20 protein-coding genes are annotated in these 18,597 nt (G+C 67.7%); 13 read left to right on the top strand and 7 right to left on the bottom strand.

Annotated features, from left to right (window positions below; all coding sequences use genetic code 11):
- Window positions 1–1,677 (bottom strand): ribonuclease J, encoded by a 1,677-nt coding sequence (locus M7D61_RS00460; RefSeq protein ID WP_298226480.1) that lies wholly within the window; start codon window positions 1,675–1,677, stop codon window positions 1–3.
- Entirely contained in the window at window positions 1,677–2,654 is a 978-nt protein-coding gene (gene dapA, locus M7D61_RS00465) for a 4-hydroxy-tetrahydrodipicolinate synthase (RefSeq protein ID WP_298226481.1), read from the bottom strand. Before dapA ends, M7D61_RS00460 begins: the two co-directional genes overlap by 1 nt.
- An 82-nt stretch (window positions 2,655–2,736) precedes the next feature.
- On the opposite strand from dapA, the gene M7D61_RS00470 reads away from it, so the two are divergent.
- The 3 genes from M7D61_RS00470 to M7D61_RS00480 all read left to right on the top strand — a co-directional run bounded on the left by M7D61_RS00470 (window position 2,737) and on the right by M7D61_RS00480 (window position 4,158).
- A complete protein-coding gene (locus tag M7D61_RS00470) occupies window positions 2,737–3,180 on the top strand; it encodes a thioredoxin family protein (RefSeq protein ID WP_298226483.1) in 444 nt (147 codons plus the stop codon).
- A complete protein-coding gene (locus M7D61_RS00475; protein ID WP_298226485.1) occupies window positions 3,167–3,658 on the top strand; it encodes a DUF4395 domain-containing protein in 492 nt (163 codons plus the stop codon). The genes M7D61_RS00470 and M7D61_RS00475 overlap by 14 nt, the downstream gene beginning before the upstream one ends.
- A 71-nt stretch (window positions 3,659–3,729) precedes the next feature.
- Window positions 3,730–4,158, top strand: coding sequence for an OsmC family peroxiredoxin (locus tag M7D61_RS00480; RefSeq protein ID WP_298226487.1), 429 nt, complete (start codon window positions 3,730–3,732; stop codon window positions 4,156–4,158).
- A gap of 8 nt (window positions 4,159–4,166) precedes the next feature.
- Here M7D61_RS00480 and M7D61_RS00485 read toward each other — a convergent pair whose 3' ends face one another.
- The 3 genes from M7D61_RS00485 to dapB are packed head-to-tail and all read right to left on the bottom strand — an operon-like array spanning window position 4,167 to window position 5,910.
- Window positions 4,167–4,694: an adenine phosphoribosyltransferase gene (locus M7D61_RS00485; protein ID WP_298226489.1), complete on the bottom strand. Its 528-nt coding sequence runs from the start codon at window positions 4,692–4,694 to the stop codon at window positions 4,167–4,169.
- A complete protein-coding gene (locus M7D61_RS00490; RefSeq protein WP_298226532.1) occupies window positions 4,691–5,125 on the bottom strand; it encodes a hypothetical protein in 435 nt (144 codons plus the stop codon). Before M7D61_RS00490 ends, M7D61_RS00485 begins: the two co-directional genes overlap by 4 nt.
- A 23-nt stretch (window positions 5,126–5,148) precedes the next feature.
- Window positions 5,149–5,910, bottom strand: coding sequence for a 4-hydroxy-tetrahydrodipicolinate reductase (gene dapB / locus M7D61_RS00495; protein ID WP_298226492.1), 762 nt, complete (start codon window positions 5,908–5,910; stop codon window positions 5,149–5,151).
- Window positions 5,911–6,018: 108 nt separating this feature from the next.
- Here dapB and M7D61_RS00500 point away from each other — a divergent pair, with 108 nt between their 5' ends.
- A complete protein-coding gene (locus M7D61_RS00500) occupies window positions 6,019–6,600 on the top strand; it encodes a TetR/AcrR family transcriptional regulator (RefSeq protein WP_298226495.1) in 582 nt (193 codons plus the stop codon).
- A gap of 45 nt (window positions 6,601–6,645) precedes the next feature.
- Here M7D61_RS00500 and M7D61_RS00505 read toward each other — a convergent pair whose 3' ends face one another.
- A complete protein-coding gene (locus tag M7D61_RS00505) occupies window positions 6,646–7,104 on the bottom strand; it encodes an Lrp/AsnC family transcriptional regulator (RefSeq protein ID WP_298226497.1) in 459 nt (152 codons plus the stop codon).
- Between the two features lie 187 nt (window positions 7,105–7,291).
- Between M7D61_RS00505 and ald the strand changes: the two genes are divergently transcribed.
- Both ald and M7D61_RS00515 read left to right on the top strand, forming a co-directional pair.
- A complete protein-coding gene (gene ald, locus M7D61_RS00510) occupies window positions 7,292–8,404 on the top strand; it encodes an alanine dehydrogenase (RefSeq protein WP_298226499.1) in 1,113 nt (370 codons plus the stop codon).
- A 58-nt stretch (window positions 8,405–8,462) separates the two neighbouring features.
- Window positions 8,463–8,963: a GNAT family N-acetyltransferase gene (locus tag M7D61_RS00515; protein ID WP_298226501.1), complete on the top strand. Its 501-nt coding sequence runs from the start codon at window positions 8,463–8,465 to the stop codon at window positions 8,961–8,963.
- A gap of 37 nt (window positions 8,964–9,000) precedes the next feature.
- Here the strand turns inward: M7D61_RS00515 and M7D61_RS00520 are convergent, their stop codons facing one another.
- On the bottom strand, window positions 9,001–9,885 hold the full coding sequence (locus M7D61_RS00520) for a MurR/RpiR family transcriptional regulator (protein ID WP_298226503.1): 885 nt from the start codon (window positions 9,883–9,885) through the stop codon (window positions 9,001–9,003).
- Between the two features lie 254 nt (window positions 9,886–10,139).
- On the opposite strand from M7D61_RS00520, the gene M7D61_RS00525 reads away from it, so the two are divergent.
- From M7D61_RS00525 to M7D61_RS00555, 7 genes are all read left to right on the top strand, one after another.
- A complete protein-coding gene (locus M7D61_RS00525) occupies window positions 10,140–11,690 on the top strand; it encodes an ABC transporter substrate-binding protein (RefSeq protein WP_298226505.1) in 1,551 nt (516 codons plus the stop codon).
- A gap of 61 nt (window positions 11,691–11,751) precedes the next feature.
- The gene (locus M7D61_RS00530; protein WP_298226506.1) at window positions 11,752–12,729 is read left to right on the top strand and encodes an ABC transporter permease; all 978 of its coding nucleotides are present in this window, start codon (window positions 11,752–11,754) and stop codon (window positions 12,727–12,729) included.
- Window positions 12,726–13,619 carry an ABC transporter permease gene (locus M7D61_RS00535; protein WP_298226508.1) on the top strand — a complete coding sequence of 298 codons (894 nt, stop codon included), beginning with the start codon at window positions 12,726–12,728 and terminating at the stop codon, window positions 13,617–13,619. The genes M7D61_RS00530 and M7D61_RS00535 overlap by 4 nt, the downstream gene beginning before the upstream one ends.
- Entirely contained in the window at window positions 13,619–14,533 is a 915-nt protein-coding gene (gene murQ, locus M7D61_RS00540) for an N-acetylmuramic acid 6-phosphate etherase (RefSeq protein ID WP_298226510.1), read from the top strand. Before M7D61_RS00535 ends, murQ begins: the two co-directional genes overlap by 1 nt.
- The gene (locus tag M7D61_RS00545; RefSeq protein WP_298226512.1) at window positions 14,533–15,744 is read left to right on the top strand and encodes an anhydro-N-acetylmuramic acid kinase; all 1,212 of its coding nucleotides are present in this window, start codon (window positions 14,533–14,535) and stop codon (window positions 15,742–15,744) included. Before murQ ends, M7D61_RS00545 begins: the two co-directional genes overlap by 1 nt.
- Entirely contained in the window at window positions 15,741–16,913 is a 1,173-nt protein-coding gene (locus M7D61_RS00550; RefSeq protein WP_298226514.1) for a serine hydrolase domain-containing protein, read from the top strand. The genes M7D61_RS00545 and M7D61_RS00550 overlap by 4 nt, the downstream gene beginning before the upstream one ends.
- On the top strand, window positions 16,910–18,544 hold the full coding sequence (locus M7D61_RS00555) for an ABC transporter ATP-binding protein (protein WP_298226516.1): 1,635 nt from the start codon (window positions 16,910–16,912) through the stop codon (window positions 18,542–18,544). The genes M7D61_RS00550 and M7D61_RS00555 overlap by 4 nt, the downstream gene beginning before the upstream one ends.
- Window positions 18,545–18,597 lie beyond the last annotated feature (53 nt).

Raw genomic sequence — 18,597 nt, forward strand, 5'->3', positions numbered from 1 at the left:
CTACGCCTCGACGACGAGGGGGACGATCATCGGCCGGCGGCGATAGCTCGTGTTCACCCAGCGCCCGACCGTGCGCCTGACGACCTGGGTGAGGGCCTGGTTGTCGCGCACGCCGTTCGCGGCCGCCTCGCGCAGCGCCGCCTCGATCTTCGGCTTGACGGCCTCGAAGACGGCGTCGTCCTCGGCGAAGCCACGCGCGTGGATCTCGGGTCCGGCGATGACGCGGCCCGTCGAGGCGTCGACGACGACGATGGCTGAGATGAAGCCCTCTTCGCCGAGGATGCGGCGGTCCTTGAGGTCGGCGTCGGTGATCTCGCCCACGCTGGAGCCGTCGACGTAGACGAGGCCGAGATCGAGTTGGCCGACGATGCGCGCCACACCGTCGCGGAGGTCGACCACCGTGCCGTCCTCGCCGGCGAGGGTGCGGGATGCCGGGACGCCGGTGTCGATCGCGAGTCGCGCGCTCGCCGCGAGGTGGCGGAACTCGCCGTGCAGCGGCAGGACGTTCTTCGGCTTCACGATGTTGTAGCAGTAGAGCAGTTCGCCCGCCGCCGCGTGCCCTGAGACGTGGACCGCGGCGTTCCCCCTGTGCACGACGGTCGCGCCGAGCTTGGTGAGCCGATCGATCACCCGGTACACCGCGTTCTCGTTGCCGGGGATGAGACTCGAGGCGAGGATGACGGTGTCGCCCTCGCCCGGTTCGATCTCGTGGTCGAGGTTCGCCATGCGTGCGAGCACCGCCATCGGTTCGCCCTGCGAGCCCGTCGACATGTAGACGATCTCGTCGTCGGGCAGGTCGGCGGCCGACTTGTAGTCGATGAGGACGCCGGCGGGCACCTTGAGGTAGCCGAGCTCGGCGGCGATGCCCATGTTCCGGACCATCGAGCGGCCGAGCAGGGCGACGCGGCGGCCGTTGCGGGCTGCGGCGTCCATCACCTGCTGCACCCGGTGCACGTGCGACGAGAAGCTCGCGACGATGACCCGGCGCGGGGCGCGCGCAATGATGTCCTCGAGCACGGGGCCGATGGAGCGCTCCAGCGGCGTGAAGCCAGGCACGTCGGCGTTGGTGGAATCCGGCAGGAAGAGGTCGACACCCTCCTCGCCGAGACGCGCGAAAGCGCGCAGGTCGGTGAGGCGGCCGTCGAGCGGGAGCTGGTCCATCTTGAAGTCGCCGGTGTGCAGGGCGAGGCCCGCCGTGGTACGGATGGCGACCGCGAGGGCGTCAGGGATGGAGTGGTTGACCGCGACGAACTCGAGGCCGAACGGCCCGAGTTGCTCGACCTGGCCCTCCTTCACCGTGAGGGTGTACGGCTTGATGCGGTGCTCCTTGAGCTTCGCCTCGACAAAGGCGAGGGTGAGCGCCGAGCCGATGAGCGGGATGTCCTGGCGGAGCTTGAGGAGATACGGAACCGCGCCGATGTGGTCCTCGTGGCCATGGGTGAGGACGACGCCGAGGACGTCGTCGAGCCGGTCCCTCACCGGCGAGAAGTCGGGCAGGATGAGGTCGACGCCAAGCTGATCGGGCTCGGGGAAGAGCACGCCGCAGTCCACGATGAGGATCTTGCCGTCGATCTCGTAGACGGTCATGTTGCGCCCGACCTCGCCGAGACCGCCGGTGGGGATGATCCGCAGGGTGCCCGGTTCGAGTGCGGGCGGCTCGAAGATGCCGTCGACCATCAGCGGGTCGCGCCTGCGACCTTCGGGAGCGCGCCGCCGGCCGCAGCGTTGCGGTCGGGGCGGAAGTTGCTGAAGTCGACGCCGTCGACATCCTTCACGAGGTCGAGCTCCTCCTCGATGAGGGCCGCCTCGAAGTCCTCGGGGCCGACGAGCGGAAGACGCACCCGCGGGCTGCCGATGCGGCCGAGACCGTGGAGCACGTACTTGACGGCCACCGTTCCGGGAACGTGCGTCATGAGCGCGCGTACGAGGGGCTCGAGCTTCTGGTGCTGGGCGGTGGCGGTGGCGAGGTCGCCCCGGTTCACCGCGTCGACGATCGCGCGGTACGGCCGCGGCGCGACGTTGTTGGTCACCCCGATGAGGCCCACCGCCCCGATCGCGAGGTGCGGCAGCACATTGGCGTCGTCGCCCGAGAAGTAGAGCAGGTCGGTGTTGTTGAGCACCCGGCTCACCTGCGCGAAGTCGCCCTTGGCGTCCTTGATGGCGCGGATGTTGGGGTGCTTGGCCGCGCGCAGGATCGTCTCGTACGCGATGGGGATGCCCGTGCGGCCGGGGATGTCGTAGAGGATGACGGGCAGGTCGGTGGCGTCGGCGATGAGACGGAAATGCGCGAGCACGCCCGACTGCGTCGGCTTGTTGTAGTACGGGGTCACGATCATGACGGCGTCCGCGCCGGCCTTCTCGCTCGCCGTGTAGAGCTGGATGGCGTGCGCCGTCTCGTTCGAGCCGCCGCCCTGGATCACCTTCGCGCGCCCGTTCGCGACAGACTTGGCCACCTCCACGAGCCGGAGCTTCTCGGCATCCGTCAGCGTCGAGGTCTCGCCGGTCGTGCCGGACACGACGATGCCGTCCACGCCGTTCGACACGACGTCGTCGATGTGCTTCTCGACACCGGGCCAGTCGACTTCGCCGTCGGCCGTCATCGGGGTCACCAGGGCGGTGAGGACCTGGCCGAACGGGTTCTCGGGAGCGGACACCTCACAAGGCTACCGGCCCCCGTGGTGTAACCGTTCGTCACGACCGGGTCCGCGCGGCCCGTCGCGACCTACCGTGTGAAACATGTCACCGCTCGCAGCAGCAGCAGTCGTCGTCGCGCTCGTCGCCGCGACGACGCTCCTCGGCGTGCTCTGGCGCTCGCGTCAGGGGCGGGTGCGCACGACGGTGCATCCCGCGCTCGTCCGCCCCTCTGACGTGGGCGTCGACGGCGGATTCGGCGAGCGAGCAACCCTCCTGCAGTTCTCCACCGAGTTCTGCGCCTACTGCCCGGCCACGCGGCGCGTGCTCGGCGGCCTCGCCGGTGAGCGGGACGGCGTGGAGCATGTCGACATCGACCTCACCAACGCGCCCGCCGTCGCGAAGCGCTTCAACGTCCTGCAGACCCCCACCACCCTGGTGCTCGACGGCGCGGGGGCGATTCGCGCCCGCATCGGCGGTGCGCCGCGCCCCCGCGAACTCGCCGAGCGCCTCGACCAGATCCTCGGAGAAACCCATGTCGCAGCCTGAACAGCGCGGAATCGACCCGCGCGGACCCCGGTTCGGCGCCGGCATCACCGCCGTGCTCCTGCTCGTGACGATCTTCCTCGCGCTGCTGCCCACCGCGGGAGCGAAGCTCGCCGCGTTCGTCCTCCTCATCGTCATCGCGCTGCTCTTCGCCTGGGGCACGTTCGCCGGCATCCAGCGGCACCCCTACGGACTGCTGTTCAAGAACCTCGTGCGTCCGCGCCTCGCGCCGCCGGCCGAGCTTGAGAATCCGGCGCCGCCGACCTTCGCCCAGTTCGTCGGCCTCCTCTTCACGGGTGTCGGCGTGATCCTCGGCGCGGGCGGCGTCGAGTGGGGCGTCTGGCTGTTCGCCGCCTTCGCCTTCGTGGCCGCGTTCCTCAACTCGGTCTTCGCGTACTGCCTCGGCTGCCAGATCTACCTGCTGCTCGCGCACGCCGGCCTGCTCGGCCGGTCGCGGCGCGGCGAGACACTGCACGCGTAGCGCGCCGCGCGCCCCCTGCTTAGGCTGAGGCCGTCGGCGATCGCCGGCTGAACCGAGCAGGAGGACGCACCATGGCTCTCACCAGCGAAGCATCCGCGGTATGGAACGGCACCCTCGCCGAGGGCAACGGCAGCATGAGCCTCGACTCGTCGCATCTGGCGACGTTCGCGTACAATTGGAAGGCCCGGTCGGAGGGTGAATCCGGGGTCTCCACCCCTGAGGAGCTGCTCGGCGCGGCCCACGCCGCCTGTTTCTCGATGGCATTCTCCAACGAGTTGACGAGCGCAGGATTCCCCCCGGTGCGGGTGGCGACGACCGCCGCCGTCACCTTCGACATCTCCAAGGGCGGCATCACCGGCAGCCACCTGCTCGTCAGCGCCGAGGTGCCCGGCATCACCGCCGAGCAGTTCCAGACGATCGCCGAGGGCGCGAAGACCGGATGCCCCGTCTCGAAGGCGCTCGCGGGCATCCCCATCACCCTCGAAGCCTCGCTCGCCTGACATCGAGATCAGTAGCTGAGCAGCGAGAACACCGACGCGCGATCGCCGATGCGCTCGCGGCCGCCGAGACCGGCGAGTTCGAGCGCGACCGCAATGCCGGCGACCTCCCAGCCGGCTGCCTCGATGAGATCGGCGGCGGCGCACACCGTGCCTCCGGTGGCGAGCACGTCGTCGACGATGAGCACGCGTGAACCCGGCGGAAGTTCGCCGGCATGCACTTCGAACGCCGCGGTGCCGTACTCGAGCGCGTACTCGCGCTTGAGGACGGCGCGCGGCAACTTGCCTGCCTTGCGCACCGTGAGCACGCCCGTGCCGCTGAGGGCGCCGGCGGCGCCGGCGATGAGGAATCCGCGCGCCTCGAGCCCCGCGATCGTGTCGTAGGAGCCCTCGAAGGGCTCGGCCAGCGCGCGGCCGAGAGCCTGCAGGGCCGGGCCGTGGGCGAACACCGGGGTGAGGTCGCGGAAGACGATGCCCGGCGCGGGGAAGTCGGGGATGGTCGCGATGAGGCTCTCTACGAGAGCGGCGTCCCCGGTCACAGCGGCGCGGGTCTCGCGGAGTGCTCGGCGCGTTCGAGCCGCACGGCCTCCCGCAGCGCCCAGCGCGCGCGCCTCCGGTCGCCCGAGGCATCGTAGGCGAGCCCGAGGCGGAACCAGGCGCGCCACGAGTGCGGATCCGCCTCGACCTCGGCCTGGTACTTCGGGAAGGTCTCGTCGGCCGCGGCCCGGCGCTCCAGGCCACGCAGCCGGTCGCCGGACTCATACGGCAGGCCTCCCTCGACATCGAGGCGGGTGACGAGCTGCTGAGTGCGCCAACCGAAGAGCAGCTCGCGCCAGAGCAGCCAGATCATGAGCACGGGGAACACGGCCAGCGCGATGCCGCCGACGATGCCGGCGACTGAGTGCGAGGCGAGCAGGATCACGGCCCGGTCGCCCGCGATGGCGATATAGATGAGCAGCAGCCCCGCCATGACAAGGGCGGCGACGCGGTTCTTCACGAGCGGTGGCCGAGGTCGAGGCCGAGCACTCGGTCGAGGCCGACGACGAGGCCGGTCGCGGTCGGGGCGGCTCGGACGGCAGCGACGATGCCCTTCGAGTACGCCGAACTGCTCACGGTCTCGTGGCTGATCGTGAGCGTCTCGCCGTCGCCGCCGAAAACGACGCGCTGCTGCGCCACGACGCCGGGCAGGCGCAGCGAGTGCACCGGAACCGAGGCGACCAGCTGACCGCGGGCGCGCTGATCGGCATGCGGAGCCTCCACCGGGCCGAGATCACCGCGCGCCGCCTCGATGCTCTCCGCCGTGCGGATGGCCGTGCCCGACGGGGAGTCGCTCTTGCCCGCACCGTGCGTCTCGACGATCTCGACGGCGTCGAAGAACCGCGCGGCATAGGCCGAGAACAGCGTCCCGAGGACCGCGCCGAGCGAGAAGTTGGGGATGACGAGGACGCCGCGCTCGGGGTGCGCCTCGAGCAGGGTGCGCAGCGTTCCGAGGCGCTGCTGCGTCCAGCCGGAGCTCCCGGCGACCACGTCGCGGCCGTTCGCCACCGCGTACTCGACGATCGCAGGGGATGCCGCGGAGCTCGTCGCGTCCAGGACGACGTCGCTAGGGGAATCCGCGGTGCCGAGCATCTCGTCGAGGGCGCTCCCGGAGCGCAGTTCGGCGACCACCTCGATGCCTTCGGTCGCCCTCAGCAGGGTCGCCGCCGCAGAACCGAGCTTGCCGGTCGCGCCGACCACCGCTACGCGGATCGTCATGAAGACAAGGCTACCCGGCGGAGATAGGCTCGTCCCGTCCGACCTCGCGGCCCGGCCGCCCTCGAAAGGGGGCAGAATGTGCGGCACAAGCCCCCTAGGATCGCACCCATGCCGATCGATGCGCCGCGCCCGCCCGCTCCTGCCAAGGTGCGTATCCTCGCCGTCGCCGATGAGCTGTTCTACCACGAGGGCATCCGCAATGTCGGCGTCGAGCGCATCCTCGAGCAGGCGAGCGTGACGAGGGCGACCTTCTACAAGCACTATCGCTCCAAAGAGCACCTCATCATCGCCTACGTGCGCGGCCGCCACGAGATGGTACAGCGGGACATCCAGCTGGTGCGGGATTCCGTGGCGAGCCCCGTGGAGGCGCTGCTGCTCATCGCCGAGTTCGTCGGCGACGTCGCCCGGCGCGAGGGATTCCACGGCGACCCGTTCTTCGACGCCGCGGCCTTTTTCGACGATCCGGAACACGCCGTCCGTATCGTCGTCGCCGAGCACCGCTCCTGGGAGCGCGGTGTGCTTCGCGAACTGTTGACCGAGGCGGATTACCGGGGCGACCTGGACGGCGCTGTCGAGGAGCTCATGCTCCTGCGCGACGGCAGCCTGATGGGAACGGATGTCGGCGAATCGGCCGCCGTGGGAGCGGCACTCCACCGTGCTGTCCGCCGGATGCTAAAGGCGGACAGCTAGCCCTCGACCGCGCGATCATCGGCGCGTGACGTTGCGCGATGCGTCTCACTCGAACGATGCGGACACGGTGTTGCGATGATATTCGAAGATGATGCTCGTGCGCGTCGAAGCGACGCTGTGCTGAGCCGACAGGTGCTCGACGACGAATTCCCGTGTCTGGCTCGAATCTGCGACGGCGATATGGACCAGGAAGTCGTCAACACCGCCGACGAAGAACAATTGCAGCACCTGAGGCAGTCGGCGGACGGATTCCGCGAACGCCGTAATGCTGCTCTGGCGCGAGCCTGGGCGGAGCGTGACGCCGATGATCGCCTGAAGCCCCCGGCCGAGACTGTGGTGGTCGACGCTGGCATGGAAGCCGGAAATGATTCCGCGGTCGACGAGCGAGCGCAACCGAGCGTGACATGTGGATGCCGCGATGCCGAGACGCGAGGCGAACTCGGCATTCGCCATCCGACCGTCGGCGGCCAGCAGCTCGATGAGCCTGAGGTCAGTGTCGTTCAACCCGCCCCGCGGGCGTGAAGATCCTTCGCTCGAGTGTTCGGCATACGGAGACTCGCTTTCTGTTTCAGCTGCAAACCCCGCGTTCTGGCGAAGAATATTCTGATTTTACGTTCCAGAAACGGAGTCTCATCGATCCTTGTCAGCGACGACGATCATCTTCGTCGAACAGGAAGTGAAGGAGTCACCCGTGGACGTCGGCATCCCCGTCGAGATCAAGAACAACGAGAACCGCGTGGCGATCACCCCTGGCGGCGTGGATGCCCTGGTGTCCGTCGGCCATACGGTGCGCGTGCAAGCCGGGGCCGGCGCCGGCTCGCGCATCGACGACGCCGCCTACCGCACGGTCGGCGCGCTCATAGTCGACACCGCCGACGAGGTCTGGGTCGAGTCCGACCTGCTCGTCAAGGTGAAGGAGCCGATCGCGGCCGAATATCCGCGGCTGCGCGAGGGCCAGACTCTGTTCGCCTACCTGCACCTTGCCGCCGACCGTCCGCTGACGGAGGCCCTGCTGGCCGCCGGTACAACAGCAGTCGCATTAGAGACTGTGCAGCTGCTCGACGGCAGCCTTCCGCTGCTGGCACCCATGAGCGAGGTCGCCGGACGGCTGTCGATCACCGTCGGATCGCAGGCGCTGCTGCGCACGGCTGGCGGTCGGGGCACCTTGCTCGGCGGAGTGGCGGGCACGCCCAAGGCTAAAGTCGTCGTCATCGGTGGCGGCGTCGCCGGTGAACACGCGGCCGCCAACGCACTGGGGTTGGGCGCCGAGGTCACCGTGCTCGATGTGTCGCTCCCCCGCCTGCGCGGGCTTGAGAAACGCTACCCCGGCCTTCAAACGCGCGCATCAACCCGCTACGAGATCGCCGAGCAGCTCGCTGGCGCCGACCTCGTGATCGGCTCGGTGCTGGTCCCCGGGGCCGCAGCTCCCAAGCTGGTCACGGACGACATGGTCGCCGCGATGCGACCGGGTTCGGTACTCGTGGACATCGCGATCGATCAGGGCGGATGCTTTGAGGGATCCCATCCGACGACCCACGACGACCCCACGTTCGCCGTGCACGACGCCCTCTACTACTGCGTCGCGAACATGCCCGGCGCGGTACCGGAGACCTCGACGCGAGCGTTGACCAACGCGACGCTGCCCTACGTCCGTGCCATCGCAGACCACGGCTGGGAGGCCGCGGCCAGCAATGACCCTGCTCTCGCCAACGGACTCAACATCCACGCCGGGCGCGTAATGAACCCCGGGGTTGCGGCCGCGTTCGGCAGAACCATCCTCCGAAACACCGACGGCAGACGCTGATGGTAACTATTTTCATTTAGAGCGAATGATAGAAAACAGTTCGCCTACAGTGGCGTGCATGGTCACCCTTCGCAATGCGGAACGCTCCGATCTGGAGCAGATCGTCACGGTGTTCACGGACTGCTGGCGGATCAGCTATCCCGCGGCCCTCCCGGAGGAACTGGTTGCGACCATGACTCCCGAGAAGGCCCGGTCCCTGTGGGCCGATGCCTTGACGCGGCGCGCGTCCCCCATTGTCGTCGCGGTCTCAGACGCCGACCTGCACGAGGTTTGCGGTTTCGTCGGCTTCCGGCTCGAGCCGGACGACGTGGGATATGTGAGTTCTTTGTATGTCTCTCCGTTCCTCCAGGGCGGCGGGGCAGGAAGGCTCCTGCTCGCCGCAGCCGAGACCAGACTGTACGCCATGGGCGCCGCGACCGGGCAGCTGTGGGTCTTTCAGCAGAACGCCCCTTCGATAGCCTTCTATCGCCGTCAGGGCTGGGAGCCCGACGGGCGCGTGGAAACCCTCGCCGAGTGGGGCCAGCCGCAACTGGGGATGGCCAAAACGCTCGGCGGATGAGCACGGCGGCTTCCGCCGCCGCAGCCGCTGGACAAGGCTAAAGCGTGTCGTTCTTCCGCGGCCGACGCCGGCCTGCGACAGCAGCGAGCGTGCGAGACAGCAGGTCGGAGATCGCCTCGGGCTTGCGCTGCGCTACGCCCATGAAGATCACATCGACGATCATCAGCTGAGCCATGCGGCTCGACATCGCCCCATAGCGGAAGCGCGTCTCGCGCGAGGCCGTGGTCAGGACAGCGTCGGCGATCTGCGCCAGCGGCGAGTCCGGAAAATTGGTGACCGCCGCCGTGAAGGCGCCGCTGCGGGCTGCAGTTTCAATGGACGAGATGGCCTCTTCCGTCTCGCCCGAGTGCGAGAAGGCGATCGCAACGGCATTGGGCGGCAGTACTGCGGCGCTCGTGAGCGCAAGGTGGACATCGGTCCACGCGTTGGCCTGATAGCCGATGCGTCTCAGCTTCTGCTGGAGGTCCTGCGCGGCGAGTCCAGAGCCGGCGGAACCATAGAGGTCGATCACGGGGGCACCGCTGATCGCGGCGACGAGGCGATCGACCTCGGCGAGGTCGAGCATCGCCGCGGTCTCCTCAACAGCGCGGGCCTCCTGATAGGCGAGCTTGCGGACGACCTCGGCGGTGGTATCCGTCGGGTCGATGTCACCCTCCGAGATACCGAACTCGACGCGGCGACCGCTTTCGTCGACCGCCGCGCGCGCCAGCGCAAGGCAGAAGCTCTTGTATCCGTCGAAGCCGATGTTGCGGCAGAAGCGTGCGACCGTGGTCGTCGAGGTGTCGTTTCGCGACGCGAGCTGAGTGATGTTCAGGCCGGAAACTCCGGCGGGATCCGCGATCGCGGTTCGCGCTATTCGCTGCTCGCTGGGCCGCAACGCCGGCAGCTGCTGGCGCAATCGCACCAGAACGTCCTCCGTCATCAGCTCACCCCATCCGTGCTCGTGTAGGACATCACCGTATATCGAATCGCGCGGTCGCTAGGGGACCGCGGCAAGCCGCGGTTCGGCTCTCCGGAGCCGGATGGTCCATAAGTTGACGTTGGCCCCAACACCATGTAAAAAAATTTACAGCTTAGAAACAATTTGGGAAACAAATTTGCCATAACGTCGATGCTGGCAGCGCCGCCAGTGTTGCCGACCACAGCAGGCGCATCACCCGATACCAAGGAGACCCCGTGAATCAGGTCAGCCGCTCCACCCGCCGTGCGCTCGTCGCCGGCGCCGCGGTTACCGCCGCCACTCTGCTGCTCGCAGGGTGTTCCGGCACCAGCAACTCCAGCACCGGCTCGTCGAACTCCGGCAGAACGCTGGTCTTTGGCATCACCGCCGACCCCACTCAGATGGTCCCGTGGACACTGACGTCCGAGCAGTCGCTGCAGGTGCTGTCGCAGCTGTACAGCCCGCTGCTGGACTCGAATGCTCAGAAGGAGCCGATCGCCGGCCTCGCCGACCTGCCGAAGGTGTCTTCCGACGGCTTGACCTACACCTTCACCCTCCACAGCGGCGTCAAATTCGCCGACGGATCCACGCTGGACTCGACCGATGTGAAGTACACGTTCGACAAGATCATGGATCCCGCCTCCAAGGCGAGTTCGACGTCCTACTTCGCCTCGGTCGCGAGCGTGGAGGCCCCGGACCCGCAGACGGTCGTCGTGAAGCTGAAGAAGGCGGACGCCTCGTTCCCCGCCGGCCTGACCCAGCCGAACACCGGCATCGTGCCGTCTGACGTCTCGGTCGACAGCCTGCAGACGAAGCCCGACGGCTCCGGCCCGTACACGTTCGTCAGCCGCGTCCCGAACGAATCGATCACGCTCAAGCGCAACGCCGACTACTTCGGCGGCGAGCCGGGAGCAGCGGGACTCGAGTTCCGCATCATCCCCGACGATCAGTCGATGGTCCTGGCGCTGAAGACCGGCGCCGTGGACATCGCGGTCTTCGACAACCCCGTCACGGCGAAGACGGCAACATCACCGACGGTGACGACCGATTCGGTCGGCTCGCTTCAGTACCACGCCCTTCAGCTGCGCGCAGCGTCCCCGGTGCTCTCCAATGTAAACACCCGCCTCGCGATCCAGTGCGCGATCTCCCGCCAGGACGTCGTCGACTCGGCAGCTCTCGGCGCCGGTGACATCACCGGCCCCATCACGTCGCCACAGTTCAAATCCGACACCAATGATCAGCCCTGCCCGACGCAGGACCTCGCCAAGGCGAAGTCGTACCTTGCCAAGGCCGGAACGCCGAACGGCTTCACGTTGAACCTCATGACTTCGCAGGGCCTCTACTCGAGCGCGGTCGACGAGGCCCAGAACATCCAGGCGCAACTCGGCAAGGTCGGTATCAAGGTGAACGTCCAGACCCTGGACTCCAACACCTATGTGCAGAAGTGGCTGGCCGGTGACTTCGACGCCGCCATCGCGCAGAACAGCGGCAGCCCGGACCCGAACACCATGTACGCCCGATACTTCACATCGACGGGCACATACAACAAGGTCGCCGGCTACCGCTCACCGGAACTGGACAACCTCTTTGCCCAGGGCATCGCCACCACGGACACCGCACAGCGCACGGCCATCTACAAGCAGATCTCCGAGCAGCTCGTCAACAACGCGGCATGGATCTGGCTGTTCACCCCGAAGGAGTACATCGTCCTCAACACCTCGGTTCACGGGTTCGAGCCACGGGTCGACGCCGACCTGATGACGTTGTGGAAGGCATCGATCTCCTGACCATCCAGTGTGGGGCGGGCGCCACGCGCCCGCCCCACACTCTCCGCTTAAGACGTATCCCATGAACCAGCTCCGCGCCGTTGCGCGCCACCCCGTCACCCGCCGAGTCGGCGAGACGCTCCTGACCCTTCTCGGGATCTCGATTCTGACGTTCATCCTGCTGCGCGTCGTGCCGGGCAACCAGATCACTGCCGCCTACGGCACCGCGGCTGGCGAGTTGACCCCTGCGCAACTCCATTCGCTCGAGATCTACTACGGTCTCGACAAGCCCCTGATCGCCCAATACTTCAGCTGGCTCGGCGGAGTCCTGACCGGCAATCTCGGAGTATCCGCAACGTCTCATCTGAGCGTTCTGCAGATGACCGCCCAGTCGCTGCCGAACACCCTCGAACTCGCGGTGCTCTCGATCGTCGTCGGTCTCCTGCTCGGCGTGCCACTCGGCGTACTCGCCGCCAGTCGGCCGGGGAAGACGCGCGACAACCTCACCCAGTTCGGCAGCCTTCTCGCGCTGTCGATCCCCTCGTTCCTGCTGGCAACAGCCGTCGCGAGCTGGCTTGCGAACACCTTCAACTGGTATCCGAACGGCGCCGGCTACAACACCCTCCTCGAGAACCCCGCGCTGAACCTCGAGCAGATGATCCTGCCGGCGCTCGTCCTCGGCATCAGCATCGCCCCTCCGGTGATGCAGACCGCCCGCACCGCCATCCTCGACATTCGCGCTGAGGACTTCGTGCGCACCGCCCGCGCCAAGGGTGTCCCCGAGCGTCGGCTCCAATTCAGGCACATCCTGCGCAACGCCCTCATCCCGGTCGTCACCATGAGCGGTCTGCAGTTCGGATTCCTGCTCGGCGGAGCGCTCGTGGCCGAACAGATCTTCTCCATCCCCGGCATCGGACGACAGGTCCTGCTGGGCCTGAACGAGAAGGAGTACGCAGTCGTGCAGAGCACAGTGCTCATCATCGCGACCATGTTCGTCCTGGTGAACCTGCTCACTGACCTCGTCTATCGCGTGGTCGACCCGAGGGTGCGCGTCCGATGAGCAACACCGCCAAAACGATCGATATGACGACCATCGTGATGGGCTCCGCACGCCGGAAGAGCGTCTGGCGTGCCGCTTTCCGCACCCCTTCCGGGATCGCCTCCGTCGTCCTCATGACCGTGATCGTCATCTTGGCGATCATGGGCCTGTTCGGGTTCACCCCGCATGACCCCGCACAACAGACCGTCTCGAGCGCGCTGGAGGGGCCCGGCAGCACGCACTGGTTCGGGACCGATCAGTTCGGCCGCGATGTTTTCGCGCGTGTCGCGTCGGGGCTCGCCAACTCGCTTCGGATCGCCATCGTCTCGGTGGCCGCAGCAGCCCTGGCGGGAACGACTCTCGGTGTCCTCGCCGGCTACTATCAGGGCCTCATCGACCGGATCGTCGGCGTGATCACCAACGTCCTCTTCGCGTTCCCTTCGCTTCTGCTCGCCCTCGCCCTCGCCGCCACCCTGCAGCGCAGCTGGGAAACGGTCGCCTTGTCGATCGCGATCGTCTACCTGCCGATCTTCGCCCGCGTCGCCCGTGGACCGGTGTTGACTCTGCGCAGCGCCGACTACGTGATGGCGTCCACCGCCATCGGCCGAAGCCGACTGTCCACCCTGTTCGAGCACGTCATCCCGAACATGCGCAGCATCCTCGTCGTGCAGATCACGCTCTCCCTCTCCTGGGCGATCCTCACGGAGGCGTCCCTGAGCTTCCTCGGCTTCGGCACACCGCCGCCAGCTGCCTCCCTCGGCGGCATGGTCGAGGACGCGCAGTCGCTCACTTCGGTCGCACCCTGGATGCTCTACTTCCCGGGCACCGCGATCGTCATCGCGGTCATCGGGCTCAACCTCCTCGGCGACAGCCTGCGCGCCGCACTCGACCCCAAGACCGGAAGCCACTGATGACCACTAATCCTCCGAACACCGACCTCGACGATCTCGTGACCGAGGCCGTCGCCGACGACTCGCTCATGCTCGACGAGCTCGGCGTCGCCGAGCTCGTCACGCTCATGAACGATCGCGACGCTACGATTCCCGTCGCTGTTCGGGAGGCTCTGCCGGTCATCGCCACCGCGATCGAGGCGACCATCGACAGGATGCGGCGCGGAGGTCGGCTCATCTATGCCGGTGCCGGCACCTCGGGCCGCCTCGGAGTGCTCGACGCATCCGAGATCCCGCCCACCTTCGGTGCCGACCCCGGTGTCGTCATCGGCCTGATCGCCGGAGGCCCTGCCGCACTCGTCAGCTCGGTCGAAGCCGCGGAGGACAGCGACGACGCGGGCGCCGCGGACGTGGACGGCCTGAACCCGACTCCACTGGACGTGGTGCTCGGCATCGCCTCAAGCGGCCGCACGCCTTATGTCATCGGCGCGCTGCGTCGCGCCGGCGAACTGGGTGCGCTCACCGTCGGGCTGTCCTGCAACCTGAACACCCCGGTATCGGCGGCGGCCGACTTCGGTATCGAGATTCCGGTCGGCCCCGAGATCGTGACCGGATCCACCCGGCTCGCCGCGGGGACCGCGACGAAGATGGTCCTGAACATGTTCTCCACCGTCAGCATGATCAAGCTCGGCAAGTCGTACCGCACCCTGATGGTGGACGTCAAGGCCACCAACGCGAAACTCGTCCGCCGCGCCATCCGCATCGTCGTCATGGCCACCGGCGCCGATGAGGAGACTGCGAGAGAAGCACTGGACCGTACCGACTGGCATGCCAAGGAGGCCATCGCGATGATCGCTACCGGAATGGACGCCGAAGAGGTTCGCGCCGCGCTCGAGGCAGCGGGCGGATTTCTGGGAAAGATCGTCGGCCGCTGATGCGTATCCTCGGGATGATCTCCGGCACTTCGCACGACGGCATCGACATCGCGGTCGTGGACTTCACCGAAGACGGCGAGAAGCTCACCGGCTCGGTCGAGTACACCGACTCGATTCCTTATGACGCGGACCTACGCTCGAGTCTGCTCCAGGCTCTACCGCCCTCGCGCGTCGGCTTCGAGACCGTCTGCGAGCTCGATACCCGCATTGGACAGGCATTCGCCGCCGCGGCCCATAACGCACTCGAGGCGCATGCCGCACTGCCCTGGTCCGGTCCTGTCGACGCTATTTGCAGTCACGGACAGACTGTCTTCCACTGGGTGGACGACGGACACGCCCTCGGCACCCTCCAACTCGGACAAGCCGCTTGGATCGCCGAGATGACGGCCTTGCCAGTCATCTCGGACGTGCGCGCCGCCGATATCGCCGTCGGCGGCCAGGGCGCTCCGCTGGTCCCGATCCTGGACCAGTTGATCCTGAGCCCGGCCCGCGCTGCGGGACAGCGCGCCGGAGCTTTGAACCTCGGCGGCATCGCCAACGTGACCGTCTGCGCACCCGGCCACGCTCCGGTGGCCTGGGACATCGGACCGGCCAATGCCCTCATCGACGCCGTGGTGACCGCCTCCCCCGTGACGGACGACACCTTTGACCGGGACGGCGCCCTCGCGGGAGCCGGTGTCGTCGACCAACGACTACTGCAGACGCTGCTGGAGGAGCCGTACTACGCGCTCCCCGCCCCCAAGAGCTCCGGGAAGGAGCTCTTCCATCACGATCATGTGACCGCCGCGATCGCACGGGCCGGCGTCGATCCACGGCTTCCCGACATCGTCGCGACACTGACCGAGCTGACCGCGGTCACGGTCGCGGACGCGATCCGCGCCGCCCGTCTCGATCTCCTGGTCGTCTCGGGGGGCGGACTTCACAACCCGGTGCTCATGGAGCGCATCAACGCACTCCTGCCCGAGGTGCAGGTGATCGCCAGCGATGTTCTCGGCGTGCCCGCCGACGACAAAGAGGCGATCGCCTTCGCGCTCATCGGCTGGGCGACGCTCCACGGACTGCCCGGCAACGTCCCGAGCTGCACCGGTGCCACCGCCCCCCGCGTGCTCGGCCGTCTCACGCCTGCACCGACTGGCGGTTTCCCGCCACTGATCCGCTCCCCCCAATGGCCGACAGGGCTCACCGTGGTCCCGGTAGCGGATGCCGGATGATGACCCACCTCAGCTCCGCCGTCGACCAACTGCTGACCCTCGGCGATGACAATCGCCATCCGGCCAGCGCCATCATCGGCGTCCGCACCTCGGCGGGAACAGATGTCGCCGCCGGAGGCTGGGCCCGGCTTCCCGCGGCGGGCGCGCCAGGTGTGCCGATGACGATCGACCTGGACCTCGACCTGGCCTCGGTCACCAAGGTGGCGTCGACCACCGCCCTGACGATGCGTCTCGTCGCCGAAGGCGAGCTCGACCTCGCGGCGCCCGTCCAGCGCTATCTGCCCGATTTTCGGGGCGAGGGCAAGGACGATGTCACCCTGGAACAGCTGCTCACGCACACCGCGGGTCTTCGAGCCTGGTGGCCGCTGTACCTCGAGACGAGCGACCGCGACACCGCGCTCCAGTGGGCGCAGACTCTCCCCCTGGACCTGCCCCCCGGTACCGCCTGGCAGTATTCCGACCTCGGCCTCATCCTCGCCGGCATCGTCATCGAACGGGTCACCTCGCTGGAACTCGCGGAGGCGTTCCGTTCCCTCATCGCCGAACCACTCGGTCTGAGCGCGGGCTACGGCCCGCGCCCGGCTGCGGAGACCGCAACCAGCAGCGATAGCGACGCCTACGAATTCGCCATGATCGCCACCGGAATCCCGTATCCGGTCCCTTTCGCCGTCGATCAGTTCGCTGGCTGGCGCGACTATCCGCTGCGCGGGCAGGTCAACGACGGCAACGCCGCACACGCGCTCGGCGGTGTCGCCGGCCACGCCGGCCTCTTCGCGACGGTCGAAGAACTTCTGATCCTCGGCGCAGCGTTACGCGAGGGCGATTTCGTCCCAGGCCCGGTGCTCACCAGGTTCGCGACGCCGACTCCGATCCATCCGGAGCAGGCGGTCGGCTTCCGCCGGAGCACCCGTCCAACGCCCGACGGCGAGTTGACGCTCTTGGGCCATGGCGGTTTCACCGGCACGTGGTTCGGGATCGGCCTCGAGCAGGAGCTCGTCATCGCTGGCGGCGCGATGCGCCTGCACGGGACGGTCGGGCCGGTCCGCAGAGGCACCACGGATGCGCGCGAAGGACTCGTCACGGTCGTCCAGATCCAGGACGCGCTGCTCGACGCCGGCCTCGCCGCCCTCTCCACCCGTCCGCTCGCGATTTCCCCGGAGCTACCATGATCGCCGTCCCGGCCCGACAGCCTGTGCTCAGCGTCCACAACCTGTCCGTGACCTTCTCGACCTCTCGGGGCGAGGTAGAAGCCATCCGCGGCGTCAGCCTCGACATCGCGGCCGGCGAGACCGTGGCGGTCGTCGGCGAGTCAGGTTCCGGTAAGTCCACGCTCGCAGCCAGCGTTAACCGTCTCCTGGCCGAGAACGGGCGCATCTCGTCCGGCACGATCATGCTGAAGGATCTGGACACCACCACCGCCAGCGAAAAGACCATGACGAGCGTCCGCGGGAACCGCATCGGCCTGGTCCCGCAGGACCCGATGACGAATCTCGACCCCGTGATGAAGGTCGGCAAGCAGATCGTCGAGGCCCTTGAGGTGCATGGGCACGCCAAAGGGCGTGCCGCCGAGACGGAGGCGATCCGGCTGCTCGGCGAGGCCGGCATCAGCACACCGGAGATCAGGTTCCACCAATACCCGCACGAGTTCTCCGGCGGTATGCGCCAGCGCGTCCTGATCGCCATGGCACTGGCCTGCCGCCCCGAGGTGCTCTTGGCCGACGAACCGACATCTGCGCTCGACGTCACGGTGCAGCGGCTGGTCCTCGATCAGATGGGCCGCCTCGCCGCCGACCTCGGCGCCGCCGTTCTCCTGATCACCCACGATCTCGCGCTGGCCGCCGAGCGCGCCGACCGGGTCGTCGTCATGTACCGCGGCGAGGTCGTGGAATCAGGCCCGGCTGCTGAGATCGTCGCCAACCCTCACCACGAGTACACCAAGCGGCTGCTCGCCGCCGCCCCCAGCATGGCCAGCCTCAAGGTCGCCCCTGCTGTCGACACCAGCGACCGCGATACACCCGAAACACTGCTGGAGATCAGCGGCGCCGTCAAGAAGTACCGTCTGCGCGGCCAAACCGAACCGTTCTTCGCCGTCGACGGGGTGAGCCTCACCGTACCGCGAGGGCAGACGATCGCCATCGTCGGCGAATCCGGCTCGGGCAAGTCCACGACCGCTCGGCTGGCGCTCAGACTCGAGCAGGCCGATGGCGGCACGATCCGCTACCGCGGAACCGACACCGCGAGTCTGCGAGGAAGGGCGCTGCTGGCTTTCCGTCGTTCCGTCCAGCCGGTGTTCCAGAACCCTTACGCCTCGCTGGACCCCCGGTACACCATCGCCCAGGTCATCGCAGAACCGTTGAGAGTGCATAAGATCGGCACTTCCGCGTCGCGGGAGAAGACCGTCGGTGAACTGCTGGACAAGGTCGCGCTGCCCGCCTCGTTCGCCGATCGGCATCCGCATGAGCTCTCCGGCGGCCAGCGCCAGCGAGTCGCCATCGCACGAGCGCTGGCGCTCAATCCCGAACTCGTGGTCATGGACGAAGCCGTCAGCGCCCTCGACGTGCTGGTGCAGGAGCAGATTCTCGACCTGATGGTCTCACTCCAACGTGAACTCGGCCTGTCGTACCTGTTCATCAGCCACGATCTCGCCGTGGTGCGTCTGGTCGCCCACCGCGTCTACGTCATGCACGCCGGAAAAGTCGTCGAATCGGGGGAACCCGACGAGATCTTCCAGGCGCCGCGCGATGAATACACGAAGCAGCTCATCGCCGCGATTCCCGGCCGCACCCTGACCGCAGCCTGACCGGCCCGAACGGGAGGATCCGTTCCGCCCGCTGCATACCCACCAAGGAGCAC

Origin of the sequence: Gryllotalpicola sp. (genome assembly GCF_027352875.1) — a bacterium.
Classification (GTDB): Bacteria; Actinomycetota; Actinomycetes; order Actinomycetales; family Microbacteriaceae; genus Gryllotalpicola.